At 72.7% G+C, this 25,266-nt stretch carries 20 protein-coding genes; 10 read left to right on the forward strand and 10 right to left on the reverse strand.

The features are described 5' to 3' along the window. Positions 1 to 235: 235 nt before the first annotated feature. The 7 genes from QQY24_RS22275 (at position 236) to QQY24_RS22305 (ending at position 12,947) form a co-directional block, all read left to right on the forward strand. Positions 236 to 1,507, forward strand: a complete 1,272-nt coding sequence (locus tag QQY24_RS22275) for an extracellular solute-binding protein (protein WP_301974468.1) — start codon at positions 236 to 238, stop codon at positions 1,505 to 1,507. A 97-nt stretch (positions 1,508 to 1,604) separates the two neighbouring features. After that, positions 1,605 to 2,609, forward strand: a complete 1,005-nt coding sequence (locus QQY24_RS22280; protein ID WP_301974469.1) for a carbohydrate ABC transporter permease — start codon at positions 1,605 to 1,607, stop codon at positions 2,607 to 2,609. A gap of 19 nt (positions 2,610 to 2,628) precedes the next feature. Further along, positions 2,629 to 3,540 carry a sugar ABC transporter permease gene (locus QQY24_RS22285; RefSeq protein ID WP_301974470.1) on the forward strand — a complete coding sequence of 304 codons (912 nt, stop codon included), beginning with the start codon at positions 2,629 to 2,631 and terminating at the stop codon, positions 3,538 to 3,540. A 181-nt stretch (positions 3,541 to 3,721) separates the two neighbouring features. Then, complete coding sequence (locus tag QQY24_RS22290) at positions 3,722 to 5,407, forward strand: glycoside hydrolase family 13 protein (protein ID WP_301974471.1); 1,686 nt, start codon at positions 3,722 to 3,724, stop codon at positions 5,405 to 5,407. 185 nt (positions 5,408 to 5,592) lie between these two features. Then, entirely contained in the window at positions 5,593 to 6,969 is a 1,377-nt protein-coding gene (locus QQY24_RS22295; RefSeq protein WP_301974472.1) for an alpha-amylase family protein, read from the forward strand. A 189-nt stretch (positions 6,970 to 7,158) separates the two neighbouring features. Next, complete coding sequence (pulA, locus tag QQY24_RS22300; RefSeq protein WP_301974473.1) at positions 7,159 to 12,564, forward strand: pullulanase-type alpha-1,6-glucosidase; 5,406 nt, start codon at positions 7,159 to 7,161, stop codon at positions 12,562 to 12,564. Between the two features lie 32 nt (positions 12,565 to 12,596). Then, entirely contained in the window at positions 12,597 to 12,947 is a 351-nt protein-coding gene (locus QQY24_RS22305; RefSeq protein ID WP_301974474.1) for an isomerase, read from the forward strand. Between the two features lie 7 nt (positions 12,948 to 12,954). Here the strand turns inward: QQY24_RS22305 and QQY24_RS22310 are convergent, their stop codons facing one another. Together QQY24_RS22310 and QQY24_RS22315 are read right to left on the reverse strand one after the other, a co-directional pair. Further along, positions 12,955 to 13,644, reverse strand: coding sequence for a TetR/AcrR family transcriptional regulator (locus QQY24_RS22310; protein WP_301974475.1), 690 nt, complete (start codon positions 13,642 to 13,644; stop codon positions 12,955 to 12,957). 62 nt (positions 13,645 to 13,706) lie between these two features. Next, on the reverse strand, positions 13,707 to 15,629 hold the full coding sequence (locus tag QQY24_RS22315; protein ID WP_301974476.1) for a hypothetical protein: 1,923 nt from the start codon (positions 15,627 to 15,629) through the stop codon (positions 13,707 to 13,709). Positions 15,630 to 15,934: 305 nt separating this feature from the next. On the opposite strand from QQY24_RS22315, the gene QQY24_RS22320 reads away from it, so the two are divergent. Beyond that, entirely contained in the window at positions 15,935 to 16,336 is a 402-nt protein-coding gene (locus QQY24_RS22320) for a hypothetical protein (protein WP_301974477.1), read from the forward strand. Positions 16,337 to 16,428: 92 nt separating this feature from the next. Here QQY24_RS22320 and QQY24_RS22325 read toward each other — a convergent pair whose 3' ends face one another. The 3 genes from QQY24_RS22325 to QQY24_RS22340 form a co-directional block, all read right to left on the reverse strand. Further along, positions 16,429 to 17,943, reverse strand: a complete 1,515-nt coding sequence (locus tag QQY24_RS22325; protein WP_301976325.1) for a DUF1996 domain-containing protein — start codon at positions 17,941 to 17,943, stop codon at positions 16,429 to 16,431. Between the two features lie 430 nt (positions 17,944 to 18,373). Beyond that, positions 18,374 to 18,955 carry a winged helix-turn-helix domain-containing protein gene (locus tag QQY24_RS22335; protein ID WP_301974478.1) on the reverse strand — a complete coding sequence of 194 codons (582 nt, stop codon included), beginning with the start codon at positions 18,953 to 18,955 and terminating at the stop codon, positions 18,374 to 18,376. A 666-nt stretch (positions 18,956 to 19,621) separates the two neighbouring features. Beyond that, on the reverse strand, positions 19,622 to 19,990 hold the full coding sequence (locus tag QQY24_RS22340; RefSeq protein ID WP_301974479.1) for an ArsC/Spx/MgsR family protein: 369 nt from the start codon (positions 19,988 to 19,990) through the stop codon (positions 19,622 to 19,624). A gap of 165 nt (positions 19,991 to 20,155) precedes the next feature. Here QQY24_RS22340 and QQY24_RS22345 point away from each other — a divergent pair, with 165 nt between their 5' ends. Continuing rightward, the gene (locus QQY24_RS22345; RefSeq protein WP_301976326.1) at positions 20,156 to 20,470 is read left to right on the forward strand and encodes a hypothetical protein; all 315 of its coding nucleotides are present in this window, start codon (positions 20,156 to 20,158) and stop codon (positions 20,468 to 20,470) included. 132 nt (positions 20,471 to 20,602) lie between these two features. Here QQY24_RS22345 and QQY24_RS22350 read toward each other — a convergent pair whose 3' ends face one another. The 5 genes from QQY24_RS22350 to glnA form a co-directional block, all read right to left on the reverse strand. Next, positions 20,603 to 21,187, reverse strand: coding sequence for a hypothetical protein (locus QQY24_RS22350; RefSeq protein WP_301974480.1), 585 nt, complete (start codon positions 21,185 to 21,187; stop codon positions 20,603 to 20,605). Positions 21,188 to 21,234: 47 nt separating this feature from the next. Continuing rightward, positions 21,235 to 22,155 carry a zinc metalloprotease HtpX gene (htpX, locus tag QQY24_RS22355; RefSeq protein WP_301974481.1) on the reverse strand — a complete coding sequence of 307 codons (921 nt, stop codon included), beginning with the start codon at positions 22,153 to 22,155 and terminating at the stop codon, positions 21,235 to 21,237. A 176-nt stretch (positions 22,156 to 22,331) separates the two neighbouring features. Further along, positions 22,332 to 22,589: a hypothetical protein gene (locus QQY24_RS22360; protein WP_301974482.1), complete on the reverse strand. Its 258-nt coding sequence runs from the start codon at positions 22,587 to 22,589 to the stop codon at positions 22,332 to 22,334. A 115-nt stretch (positions 22,590 to 22,704) separates the two neighbouring features. Then, positions 22,705 to 23,028, reverse strand: a complete 324-nt coding sequence (cutA, locus tag QQY24_RS22365; protein ID WP_301974483.1) for a divalent-cation tolerance protein CutA — start codon at positions 23,026 to 23,028, stop codon at positions 22,705 to 22,707. A 147-nt stretch (positions 23,029 to 23,175) separates the two neighbouring features. Further along, on the reverse strand, positions 23,176 to 24,585 hold the full coding sequence (glnA, locus tag QQY24_RS22370; RefSeq protein ID WP_301974484.1) for a type I glutamate--ammonia ligase: 1,410 nt from the start codon (positions 24,583 to 24,585) through the stop codon (positions 23,176 to 23,178). A gap of 197 nt (positions 24,586 to 24,782) precedes the next feature. Here glnA and QQY24_RS22375 point away from each other — a divergent pair, with 197 nt between their 5' ends. Continuing rightward, positions 24,783 to 25,250 (forward strand): RDD family protein, encoded by a 468-nt coding sequence (locus QQY24_RS22375; protein WP_301974485.1) that lies wholly within the window; start codon positions 24,783 to 24,785, stop codon positions 25,248 to 25,250. Positions 25,251 to 25,266 lie beyond the last annotated feature (16 nt).

Genomic DNA, 25,266 nt, shown 5'->3' on the forward strand with positions numbered 1-25,266 from the left:
CCGTCAACGCGCCGACCGGCGCCACAACGGGGTTTCAACGGGATCTACCGCAGGTCACGGCACGGTAACCCCCGCATCGCCTTGCATTTTTTTTCTGCAAGGTCTTTCGCGCCGCTTGCATCGCTGTTACGTTCCTGGTCGCCCGGCCGCCGCAACGGCGCAGTCGGCACGACGGCAGGGGCGGCGGACGGGGCCGCCCCCTGCATTCCACGGGCTCAACACTCAAGGAGAACTCATGCGGCGTGGCATAGCGGCCTCCGCGCTGGTGGCGTCCCTCGCCCTCACGGCGACGGCGTGCGGCGGGAGCGACGGCGACGGCAAGTCGGACGGCCCGGTCACCATCACCTGGTGGGACACCTCCAACGCCACCAATGAGGCACCGACGTACAAGACCCTGGTGCGGCAGTTCGAGGCCGCCAACAAGGACGTCAGGGTCAAGTACGTCAACGTCCCCTTCGACCAGGCGCAGAACAAGTTCGACACCGCCGCCGGCTCCAAGGGCGCCCCGGACGTCCTGCGCTCCGAGGTCGGCTGGACCCCCGCCTTCGCCAAGAAGGGTTACTTCCTGCCGCTGGACGGCACCGAAGCGCTCGCCGAGCAAGGTGACTTCGAGCCCAACCTGATCAAGCAGGCCCAGTACGAGGGCAAGACCTACGGCGTGCCGCTGGTCACCGACACCCTCGCCCTGGTCTACAACAAGGCCCTGTTCAAGAAGGCCGGCATCACCGGGGCGCCCACGACCTGGGACGAGCTGAAGTCGGCCGCCGCCGAGGTCAAGGCCAGGACCGGCGCCGACGGCTACTGGGGCTCCACCCAGGCCTACTACGCGCAGCCCTTCCTGTACGGCGAGGGCACCGACACCGTCGACGCCGCCGGCAAGAAGATCACCGTGGACTCGGCCGCCGCCGAGAAGGCCTACGGCACCTGGCTGGGCCTGTTCTCCGGCAAGGGCCTGCACAAGGCGGACACCACCGCCGACGCCTACGCCCACATCCAGGACGCGTTCGTCAACGGCAAGGTCGCCGCGATCATCCAGGGCCCCTGGGAGATCACGAACTTCTACAAGGGCTCCGCCTTCAAGGACCGGGACAACCTCGGCATCGCCACCGTCCCGGCCGGCACCGCCGGCAAGGCGGGCGCCCCGACCGGCGGCCACAACCTCTCGGTCTACGCCGGCTCCGACGAGGCCCACCAGACCGCGGCGCTGAAGTTCGTCAAGTTCATGACCTCGGCGAAGGCCCAGGAGACCATCGCCCTGAAGAACTCCACCCTGCCCACCCGGACCGACGCCTACACCGCCCGGGTCAAGACCGACCCCGGCATCGCCGGCTACCAGGGCGTCCTGGCCGCCGCCCAGCCCCGTCCGGCCCTGCCCGAGTACAGCTCCCTGTGGGGCCCGCTCGACACCGAGCTGCCGAAGATCGCCGGCGGCAAGGAGTCCCTGGACAAGGGTCTGGGCAACGCCGAACTGGCCATCGCCAAGCTCGTGCCCGACTTCAGCAAGTGAGCCCGCGTGGCCGCCGGGTCCCGCTCTCCGCAGGAGCGGGCCCGACGGCCGCCGGCTGCGCCCGGCCCAACTCCTTGATCCTCGAAGGTGTCGAACCATGACAGTCGCCATCGACCGCGCGACCGGCAGGCGCCGCGGTGACCGCGCGCCCCGGCCCGGGCTGGGGCAGCGCATGAAGAACGGCTACCAGAAGCACTGGTACGCCTACGCGATGATCGCCCCGGTGGTCGTCGTCCTCGGCGTCATCGTCGGCTACCCGCTGGTGCGGGGCGTCTACCTGACCCTCACCGACGCCAACAGCCTGAACTCGGCGCGCACGATCGGCGTCAACCACATCGCCGCCACCTACCGGTTCGTCGGCATCGACAACTACGCCGACATCCTGTGGGGCCCGACCGCCTACGACCGGTTCTGGTCGCACTTCCTGTGGACCGTCCTGTGGACCGCCGCCTGCGTCGCCCTGCACTACGCCGTCGGCCTCGGCCTCGCGCTCATGCTGAACCAGAAGCTGCGCGGACGCACCTTCTACCGGCTGCTGCTGGTCCTGCCCTGGGCCGTGCCGACCTTCGTCACCGTCTTCTCCTGGCGGATCATGCTCGCCGACTCCGGCGTGCTCAACCAGGTCCTCGGCGCCCTCCACCTGCCCCGGCCGCAGTGGCTGGAGGACACCTTCTGGCAGCGGTTCGCCGCGATCATGGTGAACACCTGGTGCGGTGTGCCGTTCATGATGCTCTCGCTGCTCGGCGGACTGCAGTCCATCGACCCCTCGCTCCACGAGGCCGCCGAGATGGACGGCGCCAGCGCCTGGCAGCGGTTCCGCCACGTCACCCTGCCCGGCCTGCGCTCGGTCAGCTCCACCGTCGTCCTGCTCGGCGTCATCTGGACCTTCAACCAGTTCGCCATCATCTTCCTGCTGTTCGGGCCCACCGGCGCCCCCGACGCCCAGATCCTGGTGACCTGGGCCTACTTCCTCGGCTTCGGCCAGCAGCCGCGCGACTTCGCCCAGTCCGCCGCGTACGGCGTGCTGCTGCTGTCGATCCTCGCCGTCTTCACCTCCTTCTACTTCCGCTGGCTGAAGCGCAATGACCAGCTCGCCGTCTGACGCCGCAGGAGCCGCCGCCATGAGTACCACGACCCCGGAGAAGACGCAGGCCGGGCCGGCCCCCGCCCCGCGGCCCCCGCGCCGCCCCGCGGCACGGCGGCGCGGCGAGCGCGGCCCGTTCGGCACCGCCCTGCTGCACGGCGGCCTCGCCGTGGCGAGCCTGATCGCGCTGGCCCCGGTGGCCTGGCTGTTCTTCCTGTCCCTCGGGCCGGACAAGGACGACTACCTGCACCCCGGCAGGATCGCCGGCAAGCTCACCTTCTCCAACTACGGCTTCGTGTTCCGGCACACGGCCTTCTTCGACTGGTTCAGGTCGACGATGATCGTGGCCCTCGGCACCACCCTGATCGGCGTCTTCGTCGCCGCCACCACCGGCTACGCGGTCTCCCGGATGCGCTTTCCCGGCTACCGGTCGCTGATGTGGGTGCTGCTGCTCACCCAGGCCTTCCCGATCGCCATCCTGATCGTGCCGATGTACGAGATCTTCAGCGAGCTCGGCCTCATCGACACCTACTGGGCCCTGATCGTCATCAACTGCACCACGGCCGTGCCCTACAGCGCCTGGCTGCTCAAGGGGTACTTCGACACGATCCCCTTCGAGATCGACGAGGCCGGACGCGTGGACGGGCTGAGCCCCTTCGGCACCTTCTTCCGGCTGGTCCTGCCGCTGGCCCGCCCCGGACTGGCCGTCGCCGCCTTCTACAACTTCATCACCGCCGTCGGGGAGGTCGCCTTCGCGACCACCTTCCTGCTCGACGACTCCAAGTACACCTTCGCCGTCGGACTGCAGACGTTCGTCAGCGAGCACGACGCCCAGTGGAACTACATGGCCGCCACCGCGGTGCTGATCGCGATACCGGTGACCGTGTTCTTCTACCTCGTGCAGAGGAACCTCGTCACCGGCCTCACCGCCGGCGGCACCAAGGGCTGACGCCCACCGGGAAGAGGCTCCCGCGCGCCCGAGCGCGCGGGTGGACGGCCGCGGTGTCCTCCCCGCGCACTCCGCGCAGGGGAGACCCATCCAGCCCCGCCGGCACCGCGGCCGTCCCGTTCCCCGGTCCGCGCGTCCGCCGCCCGCCCATGACCCGAACTCCGTCACGCACAAGGACGCCATGAGCCAGCAGCACCCCGCCGCCCCGGCCCACCACTCCACCGCCGCCACCGTCGCGGGCCACCGCGACTGGTGGCGGGACGCGGTCATCTACCAGGTGTACCCGCGCAGTTTCGCCGACAGCGACGGCGACGGCATGGGCGACCTGCAGGGCGTCCGCTCCCGCCTGCCGTACCTGCGCGACCTCGGCGTCGACGCCGTGTGGCTCAGCCCCTTCTACGCCTCCCCGCAGGCCGACGCCGGCTACGACGTCGCCGACTACCGCGCCGTCGACCCCATGTTCGGCACCCTGCTGGACGCCGACGCGCTCATCCGCGACGCCCACGGACTGGGCCTGCGGATCATCGTCGACCTCGTGCCCAACCACTCCTCCGACCAGTACGAGTGGTTCAAGCGCGCCCTCGCCGAGGGCCCGGGCTCCCCGCTGCGCGAGCGCTACCACTTCCGCCCCGGCAAGGGCGAGGACGGCGAACTGCCGCCCAACGACTGGGAGTCCATCTTCGGCGGCCCGGCCTGGACCCGGGTGACCGAGCCGGACGGCAGCCCCGGCGAGTGGTACCTGCACCTCTTCGCCCCCGAGCAGCCCGACTTCAACTGGGACCACCCGGCCGTCGGGGACGAGTTCCGCTCCATCCTGCGCTTCTGGCTGGACATGGGCGTGGACGGCTTCCGCATCGACGTCGCCCACGGGCTGGTGAAGGCCCAGGGCCTGCCGGACCTCGGCTCCCACGACCAGCTCAAGCTGCTGGGCAACGATGTCATGCCGTTCTTCGACCAGGACGGCGTGCACGAGATCTACCGGCAGTGGCGCAAGGTCCTCGACGAGTACGCGGGCGAACGCATCTTCGTGGCCGAGGCCTGGACCCCGACCGTCGAGCGCACGGCCAACTACGTCCGCCCCGACGAACTGCACCAGGCCTTCAACTTCCAGTACCTGGCCACGGAGTGGGACGCGGACGAACTGCGCGGGGTCATCGACCGCACCCTGGAGGCCATGCGCCCGGTCGGCGCCCCGGCCACGTGGGTCCTGTCCAACCACGACGTCACCCGGCACGCCACCCGCTTCGCCAACCCACCCGGGCTCGGCACCCAGATCCGCACGGCCGGCGACCGCGGGCTGGGCCTGCGCCGCGCCCGCGCGGCCACCCTGCTCATGCTGGCGCTGCCCGGCTCGGCGTACGTCTACCAGGGCGAGGAACTGGGCCTGCCGGACGTGGTCGACCTCCCCGACGAGGTCCGCCAGGACCCGGCGTACTTCCGGGGCGCCGGTCAGGACGGCTTCCGCGACGGCTGCCGGGTGCCGATCCCGTGGACCCGCCGGGGCCCCTCCCACGGTTTCGGCGACGGCGGCAGCTGGCTGCCCCAGCCCGAGGGCTGGGCGGAGCTGAGCGTGGAGGCGCAGACCGGCGTGCCCGGCTCCACCCTGGAGCTGTACCGGGCCGCGCTCGCCGCCCGCCGCGCGCACCCCGCGCTGGGCGCGGGCGACGCGGTGGAGTGGCTGCCCGCGCCGCGGGGCGTCCTGGCCTTCCGCCGCGGTGACTTCGTGTGCGTCGCGAACACCACGGGGGAGCCGGTCACGGTTCCGGCGTACGGCCGCGTGCTGCTGAGCAGCGACGAGGTCGCCGGGAGCGCGGACGGGTCGAAGGTCCCGGCCGACACCACCGTGTGGTGGACGACGGCCGGCTGACCGCGCGCCGACAAGTTCTCGCACCAACTTCGTCCGGCCCGCTGCCTTTTCAGGCAGCGGGCCCTTACCATCTGGGTCACCGCAAGATTGCTGAAAGATTGCAGCAAGCGCCTTCAGCGGTCCCGCGGTGCCCCGCACCGGCCTCCACCGGCCCCCACCAGCCTTCGATGACGAAGGAACCCCACATGGCACGCAGAACCCTTCCCGCCGCGCTGGCCCTCACGGCCGCCGCCGCGATTGGCATGTACCCGACTACTGCTGAGGCCTCCCCGCCCGGCACCAAGGACGTCACCGCCGTCCTCTTCGAATGGAACTACGCCTCCGTGGCCCGCGAGTGCACCAGCACCCTCGGCCCGGCCGGCTACGGCTACGTGCAGGTCTCCCCGCCCGCCGAGCACATACAGGGATCGCAGTGGTGGACGTCGTACCAGCCGGTGTCCTACCGGATCGCCGGCCGCCTCGGTGACCGCACCGCCTTCAGGAACATGGTCGCCACCTGCCACACCGCCGGCGTCAAGGTCGTCGTCGACACGGTCGTCAACCACATGTCGGCCGGCAGCGGCACCGGCACGGGCGGCTCGTCGTACACCAAGTACGACTACCCGGGCCTGTACTCCTCCCACGACTTCGACGACTGCACGGCCCAGGTCTCCAACTACACCGACCGCTGGAACGTCCAGCACTGCGAACTGGTCGGCCTGGCCGACCTGGACACCGGCGAGGAGTACGTCCGCAAGGCGATCGCCGGCTACCTGAACGACCTGCTCTCCCTGGGCGTCGACGGCTTCCGCATCGACGCGGCCAAGCACATCGACACCGCCGACCTGGCCAACATCAAGAGCCGCCTGACGAACCCCGGCGCCTACTGGAAGCAGGAGGTCATCTACGGCGCGGGCGAGGCCGTCCAGCCCACCGAGTACACGAACAACGGCGACGTGCAGGAGTTCCGCTACGCCTACGACCTCAAGCGCGTCTTCGGCAACGAGAACCTCGCCTACCTGAAGAACTACGGCGAGGGCTGGGGCTACCTGAGCAGCTCGGCCGCGGGCGTCTTCGTCGACAACCACGACACCGAGCGCAACGGCAGCACCCTCAACTACAAGGACGGCGCCACCTACACCCTGGCCAACGTCTTCATGCTGGCCTGGCCCTACGGGGCCCCGGACATCAACTCCGGTTACGAATGGTCGGACGCGGACGCGGGACCGCCCGGCAACGGCGCCGTGACCGCCTGCTGGCAGAACGGCTGGAAGTGCCAGCACGCCTGGCCCGAGATCAAGTCCATGGTGGCCTTCCGCAACGCCACCAGGGGCCAGGCGGTCACCAACTGGTGGGACGACGGCAACGACGCCATCGCCTTCGGCCGGGGCGGCAAGGGCTATGTGGCCGTCAACCACGAGTCCGGCTCGCTGACGCGCACCTACCAGACGTCGCTGCCGGCCGGGACGTACTGCAACGTGCAGAACAACACCACGGTGACGGTGAACGGTTCCGGCCAGCTCACCGCGACCCTGGCGGGCAACACGGCCCTGGCGGTCTACGCCGGCAAGTCGGGCTGCTGACCGGGCGTCCGCACACGTGCCCCGGGCAACGGTCCCGGGGCCGTGGATGAAATTTCTTTCTGTTTGTTTCAAGCCTCTTGCTGCAAGTCTTTCGGCGGCGGTACGGTCTCGCGGGCGCCCGGCGGCGAAACCGCGCCGCAGCGCCGGGGCCGGACCCGAGAGAGCCGCATCCGCAAGGAGTTACCGCCTGTGACACCGAGATGGCCGGCGCCCGGCGGGCGCCGAACCCCGCAGCGCGGAAGGGTCGCGGCCGTCACGGTCGCCGCCCTCGCCGCCGCCCTTGTGCAACCCCTCGCGGCCCGTGCCGCCACCCCGCCCGCGCCCCCCTCGGACGCCGCCCTCGCGTCGCAGCCCGCCCGGCACGACGACACGCGCGAGCAGTTCTACTTCGTCATGCCGGACCGGTTCGCCAACGGGGACGCCTCCAACGACCGGGGCGGTCTGACCGGCTCGCGCACGAGCACCGGCTACGACCCCACCGACAAGGGCTTCTACCAGGGCGGCGACCTCAAGGGCCTGACCCGGCGGCTCGACTACATCAAGGGCCTGGGCACCACCGCCATCTGGCTGGCCCCCCTCTTCAAGAACCGCCCCGTGCAGGGCACCGGCGGCAACGCCTCCGCCGGCTACCACGGCTACTGGATCACCGACTTCACCCGGGTCGACCCGCACTTCGGCACCGACGGGGACCTGAAGACCCTCATCTCCAAGGCGCACGCCAAGGGCATGAAGGTCTTCTTCGACGTCATCACCAACCACACCGCCGACGTCGTCGACTACGAGGAGAAGTCCTACGACTACCTCTCCAAGGGTGCCTTCCCCTACCTGACCGAGGACGGTGAACCCTTCGACGACGCCGACCACGCGGACGGCACCGGGGCGTTCCCGGCCGTGGACGCCGCCTCCTTCCCGCGCACGCCGCAGGTCACGAGCGACGCCAAGGTGCCGTCCTGGCTCAACGACCCGACGATGTACCACAACCGCGGCGACTCGACCTACGCCGGCGAGTCCGCGACCCACGGCGACTTCTCCGGCCTGGACGACCTGTGGACCGAGCGTCCCGAGGTCGTCCACGGCATGGAGCAGATCTACGAGCGCTGGGTGCGGGACTTCCGCGTCGACGGGTTCCGGATCGACACCGTCAAACACGTGAACATGGAGTTCTGGACCCAGTGGGCGACCGCGCTGGACGCGTACGCGGCGGCGCACGGGCGCAAGGACTTCTTCATGTTCGGCGAGGTCTACTCGGCGGACACCTCGGTCACCGCCCCCTACGTCACCCAGGGCCGCCTCGACGCCACCCTCGACTTCCCCTTCCAGGACGCCGCCCGCGCCTACGCCTCCCAGGGCGGCAGCGCGCGGAAGCTCGCGGGCGTCTTCGGTGACGACTACAAGTACACCACCGGCAAGGCCAACGCCTACGAACAGGTCACCTTCCTCGGCAACCACGACATGGGGCGCATCGGGTACTTCCTGAAGCAGGACAACCCGCAGGCCGCCGACGCCGAGCTGCTGAAGAAGGACGAGCTGGCCAACGAGCTGATGTTCCTCAGCCGCGGCAACCCGGTCGTCTACTACGGCGACGAGCAGGGCTTCACCGGCGCCGGCGGCGACAAGGACGCCCGCCAGACGATGTTCGCCTCCCAGGTCGCCGACTACCTCGACGACGACGAGATCGGCACCGGCCGCACCCACGCAAGCGACGCCTACGACACCGGCGCGCCGCTGTACCGGCAGATCGCCGCCCTCGCCGAGCTCCGCAGGGACAACCCGGCCCTCACGGACGGCGTCCAGACCGAGCGGTACGCGGCCGACGGCGCCGGCGTCTACGCCTTCACCCGGACGGACGCCGGTACCGGCACCGAGTACGTGGTCGCGCTCAACAACGCCGGCGAGGCGAGGACGGCCACCTTCGCGACCGGCTCGGCGGACAGGGCCTACCGGGGCATCCACGGTGCCGACGGCACGCTGCGGACCGACGCGGACCGCAGGATCACGGTCACCGTCCCGGCCGGCTCCGCCGTCGTCTACAAGGCGTCCGGCACCCCCGCCGGACCCGCCGCCAAGCCGACGATCACCCTCGCGCCCCCGGCCGCCGGAGCCACCGGCACCGTGGACGTCACCGCCGGGGTCGGCGGCGGCCGGCTGAACCGGGTCGTGTTCGCCGCGCAGGTCGGCAACGGCCCGTGGCAGACGCTCGGCTCCGCCGACCACGCCCCCTACAAGGTCACCCACACCCCCGGCAAGGACGTGCCCGCCGGGACCGCCCTGCGCTACAAGGCCGTCGTCGTCGACTCGGCCGGGCACACCGCGAGCGCCACGGCGAGCAGCACCACCGGCACCCCGCCCGCCCCGCGGGTCCCCACGGCCGGCTCCCGGGACTACGCGATCGTCCACTACCACCGCACCGGCGGCGACTACGCCGACTGGGGCCTGTACGCCTGGGGCGACCTCGCCGACGGCGAGGCCACGGACTGGCCCGCGAGCCACCCCTTCATCGGCCGCGACGCCTACGGCGCCTTCGCCTACGTCAGGCTCAGGCCCGGCGCCTCGGACGTCGGCTTCCTCGTCGTCGACAAGGACGGCGACAAGGACGTCCCCGCCGACCGGTCCATCGACGTCACCCGGACGGGCGAGGTCTGGATCGAGCAGGGCGACGCCGGGGTGCGCACGCAACGGCCCGCCTACCCGGCCCAGGACACCGGCAGGGCCGTCCTCCACTACCACCGCGCCGACGGCGACTACGACGGCTGGGGCCTGCACGTGTGGACGGGCGCCGCCACCCCCACCGACTGGTCGGACCCCCTGGAGCCGGTGGACACCGATGCCTATGGCGCGGTCTTCGAGGTGCCCCTCGCCCCGGGTGCCACCCACCTCGGCTACATCCTCCACAAGGGCGACGACAAGGACCTCCCCACCAACCGGTCACTGGACCTCACGGCCGACGGCCACGAGGTGTGGTTGTTGAACGGCCGGGACGAACACCTGCTGCCGCAGCCCGCCGGCGGCGCGGCGGCCCTCGACCTCACCACCTCCAAGGCGGTCTGGATCGACCGGGACACCGTTGCCCTCGACGGCGTCGAGGGCGCCGCCTCCACCCAGCTGCTCTACTCCCACGACGGTTCGATCGCCGTCGAGGACGGGACGCTGACCAGCGACGACGAGCGCTGGCTGCGACTGGCGAAGACCACGCTCACCGACGCCCAGAAGGCGCGGTTCCCGCACCTGGAGGACTACACCGCCTGGTCCGTCGACCCGCGCGACCGGGACCGGGTGCGCGAGGCGCTGACCGGACAGGTCGTGGCCTCGCAGCGCGCCGCGAACGGCGCCGTGCTGGCGGCGACCGGCGTGCAGGTCGCCGGCGTCCTGGACGACCTGTACGCCGGCGCGACCAGGGCCGCGCTCGGACCGGTCTTCCACGACGGCAGGCCGACGCTGTCCGTGTGGGCGCCGACGGCCCGGTCCGTCCGCCTCGACCTCGACGGCCGCGCCGTCCCGATGCGCCGCGACGCGGCGACCGGCGTCTGGTCGGTCACCGGACCGGCGTCCTGGCGGAACAGGCCGTACCGGTACGTGGTGCGGGTGTGGGCGCCCAGCGTCCGCAAGGTGGTCACCAACGAGGTCACCGACCCCTACTCGGTCGCGCTGACCGCCGACTCCGAACGCAGCGTCCTGGCCGACCTGGACGACGGGTCGCTCGCCCCGGCCGGCTGGGCCGGCCTGCGCAAGCCCGCGGCGGTCCCGCTGAAGGACGCCCGGATCCAGGAGCTGCACATCCGGGACTTCTCGGTCGCCGACCCGACCGTCCCGGCCGGGGACCGGGGCACCTACCTGGCCTTCACCGACCGGGACGGCGACGGCTCCCGGCACCTGCGCGAGCTGGCGAGGTCGGGCACCTCCCACGTCCACCTGCTGCCCGCCTTCGACATCGCCACCATCCCCGAGAAGCGGGCCGGCCAGGCGGTCCCGGACTGCGACCCGGCCTCCTACCCGGCCGACTCCGAGCGGCAGCAGGAGTGCGTGGCCAGGACGGCCGCGCAGGACGCCTACAACTGGGGCTACGACCCGTACCACTACACGGTCCCCGAGGGGTCGTACGCCACCGACCCCGACGGCACGGCCCGCACCGTCCAGTTCCGCAGGATGGTGCAGGCGCTCAACGGGGACGGCCTCCGGGTCGTGATGGACGTCGTCTACAACCACACGGCGGCCGCCGGCCAGGCGGACACCTCCGTCCTCGACAGGATCGTGCCCGGCTACTACCAGCGCCTGCTCGCCGACGGCTCGGTGGCCGACAGCACCTGCTGCGCCAACACCGCGCCCGAGAACGCGATGATGGGCAAGCTGGTCGTGGACTCGATCGTCACCTGGGCCAGGCAGTACAAGGTCGACGGCTTCCGCTTCGACCTCATGGGCCACCACCCCAGGGCGAACATCCTCGCCGTCCGCAAGGCCCTGGACGCGCTGACCGTGGCCGAGGACGGCGTCGACGGCAAGAAGATCGTCCTCTACGGCGAGGGCTGGAACTTCGGGGAGGTCGCCGACGACGCCCGGTTCGTGCAGGCCACCCAGAAGAACATGGCCGGCACCGGCGTCGCCACCTTCTCCGACCGCGCCCGGGACGCGGTGCGCGGCGGCGGCCCCTTCGACGCCGACCCCGGCGTCCAGGGCTTCGCGTCCGGCCTCTACACCGACCCCAACTCCTCGGCGGCCAACGGCACCGAGGCGGAACAGAAGGCCCGGCTGCTGCACTACCAGGACCTGATCAAGGTCGGGCTGACCGGCAACCTCGCCCGGTACCGCTTCACCGGCACCGACGGCGAGGAGGTCACCGGCGCCGGGATCGACTACAACGGCGCTCCCGCCGGCTACGCGGACGCCCCCGGCGACGCCCTCGCCTACGTGGACGCGCACGACAACGAGACGCTGTTCGACGCCCTGGCCTACAAGCTGCCCGCCTCCACGAGCGCCGCCGACCGGGCCCGGATGCAGGTCCTCGCGATGGCCACGGCCGCCCTCTCGCAGGGGCCGGCCCTCTCCCAGGCGGGCACCGACCTGCTGCGCTCGAAGTCGCTGGACCGCAACTCCTTCGACAGCGGCGACTGGTTCAACGCCATCCACTGGAACTGCGCCGACGGCAACGGCTTCGGCCGCGGGCTGCCCATGGGGGCCGACAACAGGGCCAAGTGGCCGTACGCCAAGCCGCTGCTCACCACCGTCACGGTGGGCTGCCCCCAGATCACCGGCGCCTCGGCCGCCTACCGGGACCTGCTGAGGATCCGTACGACCGAGCCGGCGTTCTTTCTGGACACGGCCGCGCAGGTGCAGGACCGGCTCTCCTTCCCGCTGTCCGGCAGGGACGAGACACCTGGTGTGGTCACGATGCGGCTCGGTGACCTGGTCGTCGTCCTCAACGCGACCCCGCACCGGCAGGAGCAGCGGATCGGCGCCCTCGCCGGCACGCGCTACCTGCTGCACCCGGTGCAGGCGGCGGGCGCGGACGCGGTGGTGAGGACGTCCGCCTACGCGGCCGGCACGGGCACCTTCACCGTCCCGGCGCGGACCGTCGCGGTGTTCACCCGGGCGGCGAACTAGGGTGAGGGCGTTTCCGTAGAACAGGAGTGGCCGTGCCGCAGATCACCGTCGGCTGCTCCTCCGTGCTGGAGGACTCCTTCGCCCGGGCCGTGCACGAGGCGGCCGTCGGGATCGCGGCGGCCGCGCCGGAGGCCTGCAGGACGCTGTCGCGGCGCGGCGACCGCACCGCGTACGGGTACGAGGAGCCGGGGCAGGAGCGGCACGCCGTCGTGCACGTGACCCCCGGCCTCCTCGCCGGACGCAGCGAGGAGACGAAGGAACGGCTGACGCAGGCCGTGCTGGACCTGCTGCGCACGCACGTGGCGGCCCAGGACGGGCTCACCCTGCACGCCTCCGCCGAGACCCGCGAACTGGACCCCTCCTACCGGAGGTTTCAGCGGTAGCCGCCCGTCAGGGCGCCAGGGGCACGAGCCGGCCGGCCAGCTCCGCGAAGGGGCCGTCGGCCGGCTCCTGCCCGACCATCACGCGCAGCAGCGCGGCCATGTCCGGGTCATAGGCGGCGCTCACGGCGGCCAGGGCGGCGAAGTCCTGCACGAGCTGCCGCTCCAGCTCGGCGCGCGGGACGCGCCTGCCGTCCAGCCAGATCAGCGCCGTCGACTCGGCGAGCGAGATCCAGGAGCGGACGACCAGCTCCAGCCGCGGGGAGGGCTCGCCGACCCCCAGATGCGCGAGGATCTGGTCGTGGGCGGCCTGACGGACGGAGTCGATGAGCGCGTTGGTCGCCGACGAGCCGACCGCCGGACCGCCCCGCAGCAGCGCCGAGAAACCGGGGCCGTGCTCGTCCACGAAGTCGAAGAACCGGCCCATCATCCGCAGCAGCCGTGCCCCGAGCGGGCCCTCGCGCGGCTCCTCGAAGCGGCCCGCGAGGTCCTGCGCCGCCCGCTTCAACGCGGCTTCGTAGAGGCTGAGTTTGCCGGGGAAGTAGTGGTAGACCAGCGGACGCGAGATACCCGCCGCGGACGCTATCTCGTCGATGGAGACCTCGTCGGGCGAACGGCGGCTGAACAGGTCGAGGGCGACGCCGATCAGCTGCTGCCGTCGTTCCTCGACGCCCATCCTGCGGCGAACCCCGGTATTCATGCGAACACCTTACCGAGCGGAATCGGCCGCGAACGGTAGCGTCCCGCACGGCCGTTCATCCCTCACCGCAGTCCGCTGACCTTCCGTCCGTCCGCCAGTGTCCCCTCCAGGACGGCGCGGGCCCCCCGGCCGGCCCGGACCGCCAGCAGCGGCCCCCGGCCCACCGCGGTGACCCCGCCGCTCGCCCGGACCGCCGCGGTGTCCGGACCGCCCGCGGCCAGCAGGTACCAGCTCCCGGTCCGGGACTTCCACAGCACGCCGGCGAGCACGTGCGGATCGCGCGGACCGCACGCCGGCCCGTCGGTCCCCCGGGCCACGACCGCCCCGACCGACCCGCCCGGCATCCGGAACTGGGCCAGCACGGCCGTACCGGCCCCGCGCCAGGTCTCGGCCCGGGTGCACGCCCAGGTACCGGTGCCGCCCGCGTCCGGCAGCGGCTGGTCGGCGTACGCCCACGCGTTCACGCTGCGCACGCCCGCGGAGCGCTCCGCGGCCAGCGAGCAGGCGAACGGCGCCCAGGCGCGCAGTCCCCCGGCGCTCGTGGCCTCACCGGCGGCCCCCGGCCGCCCGGCGGTGAGGCGGGCCGGGACCAGCTCGCCCAGATCGGTGGCCAGGCGGGTGCCGGAGGCGTCGGTCAGCTGGAGCACGTTCCACGAGGTGCAGCCGCCGGGCCGCAGCGCCGGGCTGGCCAGCGGTGCCGTGACGCCGCCGGTGACGGCGAGGTCCGTCGCCGGTGCGTCCGGCTTCATCAGGTCCCGCTCGGCGGCCCGGGTCACCCACGGCGCGGTCAGGTAGCGGACGTTGCCGTCGGCGCGGCCCAGCACCAGCGCGACCGCCTCGGCACCGCTCGCCCCGTCGACGCGGGCGAAGTCGAGGGCGACGCCCGCGGTGCCGTCCCTCGGCTCGGCGTAGCGGGTGACGCGCAGGCCGTCGTAGAGGAGCACCACGCGCGAGGCGTCCACCTCGCCCGCGAACAGCAACTGGGGCGGTCCGGCCGGGCCGCCGGTCTGGGTGCCCGGCGTCGCCGAGACGCGGACCGCCGGTCCGGGGCGGGCCCAGACGGCGAGGGCCCGGCGCAGCAGGGCGGTGTCCCCGGTGAGCGGGCCGCGCGCCGGCCAGACGGAGAAGTCGGTGCGGGCGGCGGACCGCCAGGCGGCGGGGGCGACCCGGGTCAGCCTGCCGGGGTCGAGGGCCGCCTCGGCGGCCGGGTTGCGCGCGTAGGGGGGTGCGGCGGCGCCGTCCGGGCCCCAGCCGCCGCCCGGCAGGGCGACCAGCGCGCCGCACACCGCGAGCGCCCCGGCGGCGAGGACCGACCTGGTGCGCCGGCGGCGGCGCGCCAGGTCGGTGGGCCGGGCCTGCAGCCAGCAGGGGTCGAACTCGGGGGAGGACAGCAGCCGGTGCTGCGCGGGCACGCCGTTGGCCTCCGTCAGCGCGGACTCCGCGCGGGTCACCCCGGCGGCCTTGAGGATCCCGCGCAGGTCGGCGTCGGACAGGTGCTCCAGGCCGCGCAGCGCGTACACGGCGCGGGCCGGACCGGACAGGTCCGACAGCCGCTTCTCCAAGGCGAGTTCGTCGGCACCGCCGGAGCGCGGGAACAGCCGCAGCCCCCACACCCGGGGCAGCAGCGGCAGCAGGTGCGAACGCCTGGTCAGCCGCTTGCGCGGGCCGGTCGCCTCCAGCGCCGCCCGCAGCACCCGGAGGCGGACGAACGCGTACCCCGCGTCGCCGTCCCGGCCCGGGGACTGGGCGGGGATCACGGCGGTCCGCCCGCGGCCCCGGGGCAGGGCGCGCTGCACGAGGCCGTGGGCCGCCAGCACCCGGCGGCCCCGGCCGAGGTCCGACGGCAGCATCAGGTAGGCGAGCCGTACCAGGCGGGGATAGTGCTCGACGAGCGCGGCCTCGGCCCGGGCGACGTCGACGGCCGGGCCGACGGCGGCATCGGCGGGGGCGGGTGCGTGACGCTGGTCTACATCCTGTGGCTGCACGTCCGGGAGAACGAGCGAGCCGTTGGTTGGTCACCGTCAAGCGCGCGGCCCGGGCGGGGGACGGGGCGGCCCGGGCCCTCGGACCGAGCAGCACGCACGCGTGGTCGGCCATCGGCCGGCCCCCGGCGGCGCGGCGGCCGGGGGCCACCGGGCCGGGGTGCCGGCCGGGACCGCGAGCGGCACCCCCCCGCGGTCCCGGCCGGCACCGCGTTTGAGCGCACCGCCCCCGCCGCCCGTATCCGGGGGAGGGGTCCCGCGCCGGGGCTCCGCGCGGCATGCTTGGCCCACCGGGACCGGAGGAACAGATGAGGTTGACAAGGGCGCTGCTCACCGTGACGGCCGCGCTGGCGCTGGCGGGCTGCGGCTCGGGCGGCTCCGGCGGCGGCACGGACGACGTGCCGCCCACCGCCACCGGCAGTCTGGAGAGCCTGGCCGCCGAGGTGAAGTGCACGCCGGACCTGCAGACCGACGCCGACGAGATCCGCCAGGCCGTCTGCGAGAACACCGACGGCAGGTTCGTCCTCGCCACCTTCGCCACCGACCGCGGCCAGCGCGAGTGGATCAACGACGCGAAGGACTACGGGGGCCACTACCTCGTCGGCCGCAAGTGGGTCGCCGTCGGCGACGACGGCGTGGTGCGGGCGTTGCGCGGCACGCTCGGCGGCGACGTCGAGGTGGGCGCGGACCACCACGCCCACGGCGGCTGACCCGCCCCCGGGCGCGATGAAGGCCGGTGCCGGGGAGGGGCCCGCCACCGGCCTTCCGCCGTGATCCCCCGGTGGGGGGATTCCTCAGGGGATCACGAGCACTGCTGACCGCGGTTGATGCACTTGGCGATTCTGTTCGCCAGGCCGCCGGTCGTGATGCTGATGAAGTCGTCGTGGTCGGTGGCCGGTTTGTGCAGCTGCTCCGGGAAGCCGTCCACCGCGTAGGCGTTCTTCACCTGGCCGTTCCGGAGGGTCGGCGGGGTGGTGTCGTACACCAGCCGCATCGTCAGCTGCGGGATCGCCTTGAACCCGTTTTGGCAGTTGCCGCCCGCGTCGGCGAAGGCCACGTGCGTGCGGTGGTTGGCGCTGTCGGTGTTCCGGCCGTCCCAGCAGCTCTGGAAGGCGAACGTGCGCACCACCTTGCTGCCCCGCGGGCAGATGGGGTACTGCGCGGTCAGCTGGACCTTGTTCTCGAAACCGGTGCAGCTCCAGTGCGCGTTGGCGTTGGCCAGGCCGTTGGTGGTGGTCTTGGCGTCACCGGTGATGATCCGCAGGAACTGCGGCATCGCCACGACCTTGCCGGTGGGGCTGCCCACGTACTTGATCTGGGCCTGCACCGGGGTCAGGATCCTGCCGACGTTGCCCTCCTTGCCGCCGCCGTCGGCGTCCTGGTCGAAGTCCTGCGAGCCGTCCTGGACGCGGACCACCGGCCAGTAGTAGGACGACAGGTCGTTCCTGTTCTGGCAGCTGGTGCCGCCCTGCAGGAACGTGTCGTTGCCGGCGAAGGCGTTGATCTTCTGGTTGCCGACGTAGTCGTGCAGGTGGTGCGCGCCGTTGGCCACACCGGGCGCGACGATCACGTTGTCGGTGTTGTGGTTCTTGTTGGTGTTGACCCCGCAGCGCGTGGTGAAGGTGCCGGTGGAGGCGCTGCGCGTCCTGCGCGGCTTGGCCGGGACGTTCGGCTGGACCTTGGTGATGTCGACGAAGTCGGCCGCGGCCGGGCCGTTGCCGGCCTGTCCGCCGGTGCCGCCCTGCTGCCCGGTGCCGCCCTGCTGGCCGCCGGTGCTGGCCTGGCCGCCGCCCTGCTGCTGCCCGCCGCCGTCCTGCCCGCCGCCGGTCGTCCGGTCGGCCGCGCTTCCGGTGCAGGTGGCGAGGGCGCTCAGACCGGTGGGCACGGTACCGCCGACGCGCGTGACCTCCAGCCCGATCCGGTCCAGGACCGCCGCCCGCCGGTCCTGGAGCGGCTGAAGGATGGAGTTCTGCACGAAGCCCGCGTCCCTGGCCTGCGCGTCCCGCGTGGTCGCCAGACGCCGGTAGGCGTCGGTGATCTGGCGGTCGAGGCCGGCCAGTTCCCCGGCGACCTCGGTACGGGCCCGGGCCGGCACGTCGGTCAGCTTCTGGCCGACGTCCGGGCAGGAGATCGTCACGACCTGGGCCGTCGAGGCCTTGGTCCGGTTGCCTCCCCACGCGACGTCGTGGTGCGACTCGTGCGCCGAGGCGTGGAAGTTCGCCCAGAGCAGCCCGCCCCCACCGAGCGCTAGGGCCGCCGATGCGGCCAGGGCCTTGGCGGCCAGCGGCGTGCGGCGTTTTCGTGTGTTGCGTCCCATGGAACTCCTCTGACGTCCTTGCGGGGCAGCATCGAGGCGCCCGACAGGAGTGAAGCGGCCCCCTTCCATACGGACGCCGCCCCGCAGGTGTTCACCGCGCTGCGCAATCGTGCGGGGACCGCCGCGCACGTGCGCGTCCACGGCCCCCGCCGCCGGCGGCGGCGCGGTGGCGCACCCCGCCGTCCTGTCCACCGGCAGCCACCGCAGGTCCCGCCGCACCTGCGGGTCGCGGAGCACCTCCACGGGCCGGCGCCCGCCGGCACCGGCCGGCAGGCCGACGGGATCCGCACCCCGCACCACTCGGCCGCCAGCCGCCGCCGCACGTCCGCGAACTCCGTACCGCCCAGCACGAGAAGTCTCGTGCCGGTGATGAGCCTGCCCGGTACGGGAGCGGCGGGGAAGGGCGCTCTGCCGGGGGCAGAGCCCGCGGTCAGCGGCCGGCCGGCGGGGCGTACTTGTAGCCGACCCGGCGCACCGTCTGGATGGTCCGGCGGTGCCGGGTGCCCAGCTTGCGGCGCAGCCGGGCGATGTGGACGTCGACGGTGCGGCCGTCACCGACGTGGCCGTACCCCCACACCGTGGTGACCAGCTGGTCGCGGGTGTGCACCCGGTGCGGGTGTGCCACCAGGTGCGCGAGCAGCTCGAACTCCAGGTAGGTCAGGTCGAGTTCGATGCCGTCGACGCTGGCGGTGCGGCGCTCGGGGTCGATCCGCACCAGCGGTTCGGCGGCCTCCGGGACCGTCGGCGCGGGCTCGTGGGGGACCGCGACCGGCAGGAAGGGGGGCTGCTGGTCGGCCGGGACCAGCACCAGGTAGCCGACCATCGGCGGCCGGCCGGGGAGCACGGGCAGGGTGTGCTGCGGCGCGGGCAGCCAGGTGGCGCCCGGCGGCAGGAAGTCGGCGACGTCGACCACCTCGTCCCGGTCCACGGCACGCAGCCGGTGCCGGGTGCCGTGCGGGGTGGTGGCGGGGGCGGTCAGGGCGGAGGCGGGGTGAGGACGCGTGGACGCCATGGCGGATCAGCTCTTTCGCGCGAGGAGTTCGTCGGACGGGGCGACGGCCGCGATTCGTGGTCGGGCGCGCCGGAGGACGTACGTCGTTCGCGCCGGCCGAAGGCCGGGGTGTACGGCTTTAGAGGGCCGGCGCGTTCGTCGCGCGGCAACACACCCGGTCGAAGTCGTGGTGCTGACGGGAGGGCCAGAAGGGCTCGAGGTCGTGACGACCCGTCGCGGTGCACTTCTGGTAGCCGGCCATGTGCCCATTGAAGCAGACACGGGCGCGGAGCAGGAGCCTTCTTCCACTCTTCGGACAGGCCGCGTCCGCCCGCCGTATCGGCGGGTGCCCCCCGGGGTGCGAGCGGGCGGATCAGACCTGGCCGGCCTTCTCCAGCGCGGGGCAGCAGGTGTCCATCAGCAGGCGGGGGTGCGGGGCCGCTCCGGACGGGCGGGGCGGCCCCGCCCGCCCCGGCTGCGCACGACGGGGAGCCGGCGGAACGGCCCGCCGCCCGAGCGGCGCCCGGCCTGCCGGCTCCCCGGCCTGCCCGACGGGCGCGTCCCGGCGGACCTGCCGGACGGCACCGGTTTGCCGGCCGGCCGCCGTGCGGGGCCGCGCCCGGCGCGGGCCGGGTCCCGGGGGAGCGCAGGCCCGCTGGGCGCCCGCTGCGGACGCCCTCGCGTGCCTCACCCCCTGCTGCGGGCCAGCGCCTCCTGCACGGCGTCCTCGGAGCGGGCCACCAGCGCGGTGCCGTCGTCGGCCGTGATGATCGGGCGCTGGATCAGCCGGGGGTGCTCGGCGAGCGCCGTGATCCACCGGTCCCGCGCGCTTTCGTCCCGCGCCCACTCCGAGAGCCCCAGTTCCCCGGCGACCGCCTCCTGGGTCCGCGTGATGTCCCACGGCTCCAGCCCCAGCCGGTCGAGCACGGCCCTGAGCTCGTCCTCGCCCGGCACGTCCTCCAGATAGCGGCGGACGGTGTACTCGGCTCCCTCGGCGTCGAGCAGGCCGAGCGCGCTGCGGCACTTGGAGCAGGCCGGATTGATCCAGATTTCCATGGGGCCAACGGTAACGCGAAAACCCGTCCGCCACCGGCGTCACGGCAGTCCCCGAACCCCTGTGGCCAGGGGCTTTTGTCAGTGGTGGACCGTAGAATAGAAGCAGTGTTCGAGGGGCTCGCCGGGATCTCCGGCGGGTGCCCTGATCGCGACAGGAGGATGCCTGTGCCCGCCGCCGCCCTGAAGTCCGCTCCGTTGCCGACCCAGTCCACCGCCCAGCGCCCCGTCCTGCTCGACTCGCCCTACGCCCCCGTGACGAAGCGTCCGCTGCCGGCCGGGCGGCCGCGCGAGTGGTACGTCACGCACAACCGGCGCCTGAAGGCCATGCGCCTGGCCATCGCCCTGCTCGACTCGGGGATCTACCTGCCGGGTCAGGCCCGCGACGAGACGATCCGCGACACGGCGGAGAAGATCGGCGTGCACCCGCCGTCGGACACGACCTGCCGCATGGTGCGGGCGCTCCTGCACCACTCGCGCTGAACCCCGGTGCCGGGCGCCCCGTGTCCCGGGGCACCCGGCACCGCCGTGCGCGTCCCGGGGGTGCGCCGCCCGGCCGGGCCCGTGCGGCCGGTTCCCGCTCCGGCGGCCCGCCGGGGCCGGCACCGGGCCCGTTCAGAGGCCGGGCGCGCCCCACACCGGGAACCAGCGGCCCAGGTCCGGCTCGATCCGCAGGTCGTCCCCGAGCGCCGCCCTCACCCGCAGCTCCAGGGCGCCGTCCCGGCGCTGGGCGGGACCGGGCAGCGGGGCGAAGGGGTAGAAGGTGCCGCGCTTGTAGAGGTAGACGAGCGCCAGCCGCCGGCCGCCCGCGCCGGCGAACCCGGCCAGGGAGCACAGCAGCTGCGGGCCGAAGCCGCCGGCCTCCAGGGCGCTGTTCACCGCGTGCAGGTCGTTGACCAGCTCCGGGAGTCCGTCCGGCGCCCGCCGGGACAGCAGCCAGGAGTAGCCGTAGTCGTCCTGCCGCAGCTCCACCGGCGGACCGGTGCGGTCGGCGTCGGCGTCCAGCAGGGCCTGCGCCTCCTGGCGGGTCTGCTCGAACACCGCGCCCTCGACCGTGGCGAAGCACACCGCGCCGGTGCCGGTCGGCGTGAACCCGGTCGCCGCCTCGAGCGTGACGGCCGCCGAGGGCAGCGCGAACAACCGGTCGAGGTCGGGCGCCACGGGCCTGGTCCGCCCGAGCAGGATGTCCAGCAGCCCCACCGCTCAGTCCGCCTTCCGCAGTCCCGCGGCCCGCCGGGGCCCCGTGCTCAGCCCGTCTTCCCGGGCGCGGCCGCCTCGCCCAGCTCGGCGGAGATCCGCCCCAGTTGGTCCAGCCGCTGCTCCAGGCTCGGATGGGTGGAGAAGAAGCGCTCGATGCCCGGCTCCCTGCCGGCCGCCGGGGCGAAGTAGAACGCGTTGAAGGCCTGGGCGGTGCGCAGGTCCCTGGTCGGGATGCGGGTGATGTCCCCGGAGACCTTGGTGAGCGCCGACGCCAGCGCCGAGGGCCGGCCGGTCAGGTGCGCCGCCGCCCGGTCGGCCGCCAGCTCCCGGTACCGGGACAGGGCCCGGATCAGCAGGAAGCTGAGCGCGTACACGGCGGCCGAGACACCGAGGACGGCGGCGAGGACCGCGGCGGTGTTCTGGTCCCGGCGGCCCCCGCCGAAGAGCTGCGAGTACAGGGCGAACCGCACGACCAGCCCGGCGATCACCCCGAGGAACGACGCGACCGTGATCACCGCGACGTCCTTGTGCGCCACGTGCGACAGTTCGTGGGCGAGGACGCCCTCCAGCTCCGCCGGCTCCAGCCGCCGCAGCAGCCCCGTGGTCACGCACACCACGGCGTGGTCGGCGCTGCGTCCGGTCGCGAACGCGTTCGGCATGTTCATCTCGGACACGGCGACCACCGGCTTCGGCATGTCCGCGATCGCGCACAGCCGGTCGACCACCGCGTGCAGCTCGGGATGCTCCTCCCGCCGCACGACCCGCCCGCGCATGGCGAACACGGCGATCCGGTCGGAGAACCAGAACTGCGCCACGAACATCGCGCCCATCAGGACGGCGACCAGCACCCAGGACTTCAGCAGCACGATCAGCGCGGCGACGAAGGCCACGTACAGCAGCCCGAGCAGGAACAGCGTGACCGTCATCCGCACGGTCAGCCGCCGGTCGCTCCGGAAGCGGCTCCGCATCCGTCTCACCCCGCAGTCAGGCACTCGTCCTGCTGTCCAGTGTGCACCCGCCGTCCCCCATGAAACGGTCCCGGACGGCCCCGGGAGCGGCAAAGAGTCCGCGCGCCCCGGCCCCCGGGGCCGTTCGTCCGGGCCGGGCCACCCCGCGAGCCCGGCAGGATCCGGACGGCGGGCCCCTAGTAGGGGGCGCGCACCTGCGCGTACCCGAGCAGGACGATCACGGCGGCCACGCAGCCGAGCACCACGGCCGTCGACAGCCACGACGACCGGCGCGGCGCCACCGGGTCCGGGTCGGCACGGAACGGCGCCGGCTCCGGCGGGTTCTCCTTCCAGCGGGCGGCCAGCATCCGGGCCCGCGCGGAGGGCTCCTTGTGTTCGGCCGAGTTCGCCCATCTGTGGTCGAACTCCCGCTCCCAGTCGTCCTGTTCAGTCATCCCCGTGCTACCTCTCTCGTCCGGCGGGTCCAGGAAGGATGATCTCCCGACAATAGGAAGCCCGGGAAGCGGAAAAGGTTGCCCGCCCGCTCGGGCGCCGCGGCGGCGCAGCCGTTCAGCTCCCCGTCTCGTCCGTGATCCACGTCAGGTACTCGGGACTGCCGGAGAGGACGGGCACGGCGACGATTTCCGGCGTGTCGTAGTCGTGCCTCTCCCTGATCAGCGCCGTCAGCTCGGCCACGAGGTCCCCGCGGGTCTTGAAGTCCACCCGCCACTCCCGCCCGCCCGCCACCCGGCCCCGCCACCGGTAGACGGAGGTGACCGGGTAGATCTGGGCACAGGCGGCAAGGCGGCCCTCGATCACGGCGGCCGCCAGGGCGTGGGCCTTGTCCTCGGCGTCGTGGGTCGTGGTCACCACGGCGTACTCGCACGTCGTCATGGCCGCGAGCGTACCGACCGCGAACAGCGCACGACCGAGGCCCCGCCCCTCACCGTGGTGAGGGGCGGGGCCTCGGTCCGGACCGGGGGGAGGGGCGGTTCCGCGGTCACCGGCACGGGGCCGGGTCCCGCCGGACCGCCCCACCTGTCACACGTCGAAGTACAGCTCGAACTCGTGCGGGTGCGGACGCAGCTGGAGCGGGGCGATCTCGTTGGTGCGCTTGAAGTCGATCCACGTCTCGATCAGGTCGGACGTGAACACGTCGCCCTGGAGAAGGAACTCGTGGTCGGCCTCCAGCGCGTCGAGGACGGCGTTCAGCGAGGTCGGGACCTGGGCCACGTTGGCGTGCTCCTCGGGAGCCAGCTCGTAGAGGTCCTTGTCGATCGGCTCGGCCGGCTCGATCTTGTTCTTGATGCCGTCCAGACCCGCGAGCAGCAGGGCCGAGAAGGCCAGGTAGGGGTTGCCGGAGGAGTCGGGCGCGCGGAACTCGACGCGCTTGGCCTTCGGGTTGGAGCCCGTGATCGGGATGCGCATGGCCGCGGAGCGGTTGCGCTGCGAGTACACCAGGTTGATCGGCGCCTCGAAGCCCGGCACCAGGCGGTGGTAGGAGTTCACCGTCGGGTTGGTGAAGGCCAGCAGCGACGGGGCGTGCCTGAGGATGCCGCCGATGTAGTAGCGCGCGGTGTCCGACAGGCCCGCGTAGCCGGCCTCGTCGTAGAACAGCGGGTCGCCGTTGCTCCACAGCGACTGGTGGACGTGCATGCCCGAGCCGTTGTCACCGAAGATCGGCTTCGGCATGAAGGTCGCCGTCTTGCCGTTGCGCCACGCGACGTTCTTCACGATGTACTTGAACAGCTGCAGGTCGTCGGCGGCGGCGAGCAGCGTGTTGAACCTGTAGTTGATCTCGGCCTGGCCGGCGGTGCCCACCTCGTGGTGCTGGCGCTCGACCTTCAGGCCGGACTTCTCCAGCTCCAGGGAGATCTCGGCGCGCAGGTCGGCGAAGTGGTCGACCGGCGCCACCGGGAAGTAGCCGCCCTTGTAGCGGACCTTGTAACCGCGGTTGTTCTCCACGGCGCCGGTGTTCCAGGCGCCCGCCTCGGAGTCGATGTGGTAGAAGGACTCGTTCGCGCTGGTGGCGAAGCGGACGGAGTCGAAGACGTAGAACTCGGCCTCGGGACCGAAGTACGCGGTGTCCGCGATACCGGTCGACGCGAGGTACGCCTCGGCCTTCTTCGCCACGTTGCGCGGGTCGCGGGAGTACTGCTCGCCCGTGATCGGGTCGTGGATGAAGAAGTTGATGTTGAGGGTCTTGTCGCGGCGGAACGGGTCCACGCGGGCCGTCGACAGGTCGGCGCGCAGGGCCATGTCGGACTCGTGGATGGCCTGGAAGCCGCGGATCGACGATCCGTCGAAGGCCAGCTCCTCGTCCGGGTCGAACGCCTCGACGGGCACCGTGAAGTGCTGCATGACGCCCGGCAGGTCGCAGAACCGGACGTCGACGAACTTGACGTCCTCGTCCGCGATAAACTTCTTGGCCTCGTCGGCGTTCTGGAACATCCAGCTCCTCCTACTCCCGACCGTCCCGCCGGGGTGGTAGATCGTTCGTGCGGCCGGTGCGGTGGCACACGCTGTTCCCGACCCTAGGGACGGGTGGTTTCTCGGGCGTGACCCGTTTGTTTCACAGAAGTTAACCAGCCGTGCCGCCGTCCCGGCCCCGGCACCCCGCCCGAAACCGGGCGCAGTACCGTGGACGGGTGGACAACAGGCAAGCAATCGGGTCGTGGCTCTCCGGGCCGCGCGCGGCCATGGAAGAAGCCGGTGCCGACTTCGGATACCGGGGCGAGCAGCTCGGTCTGCCGGAGCGGGGACCGGGCTCGATCGCCCGGCCCGGCAGGCGGGTCGGCGCCCTCGCCGTGGACTGGGGCCTGTGCGTCCTGATCGCATACGGCCTGATCACGCACGGCAACACCCCGGCCACCAGCAACTGGGCCCTGCTCGTCTTCCTCGTGATGAGCGTCCTGACCGTGGGCACGATCGGTTTCACCCCGGGCAAGCGCCTCTTCGGCGTCCGGGTCGTCGCCCTCGCGACCGGCACGGTCAGCCCGCCGCGCGCCCTGCTGCGCACCGTCCTGCTCTGCCTGGCGATCCCCGCACTGGTCTGGGACCGCGACGGCCGCGGCCTGCACGACCGGGTCGCGAAGACGGTCGAGGTCCGCGCCTGACACCGGTCGGTTCCGG

Origin of the sequence: Streptomyces sp. TG1A-8 (assembly GCF_030499535.1) — a bacterium.
In the GTDB taxonomy this organism is placed as follows: Bacteria; Actinomycetota; Actinomycetes; order Streptomycetales; family Streptomycetaceae; genus Streptomyces.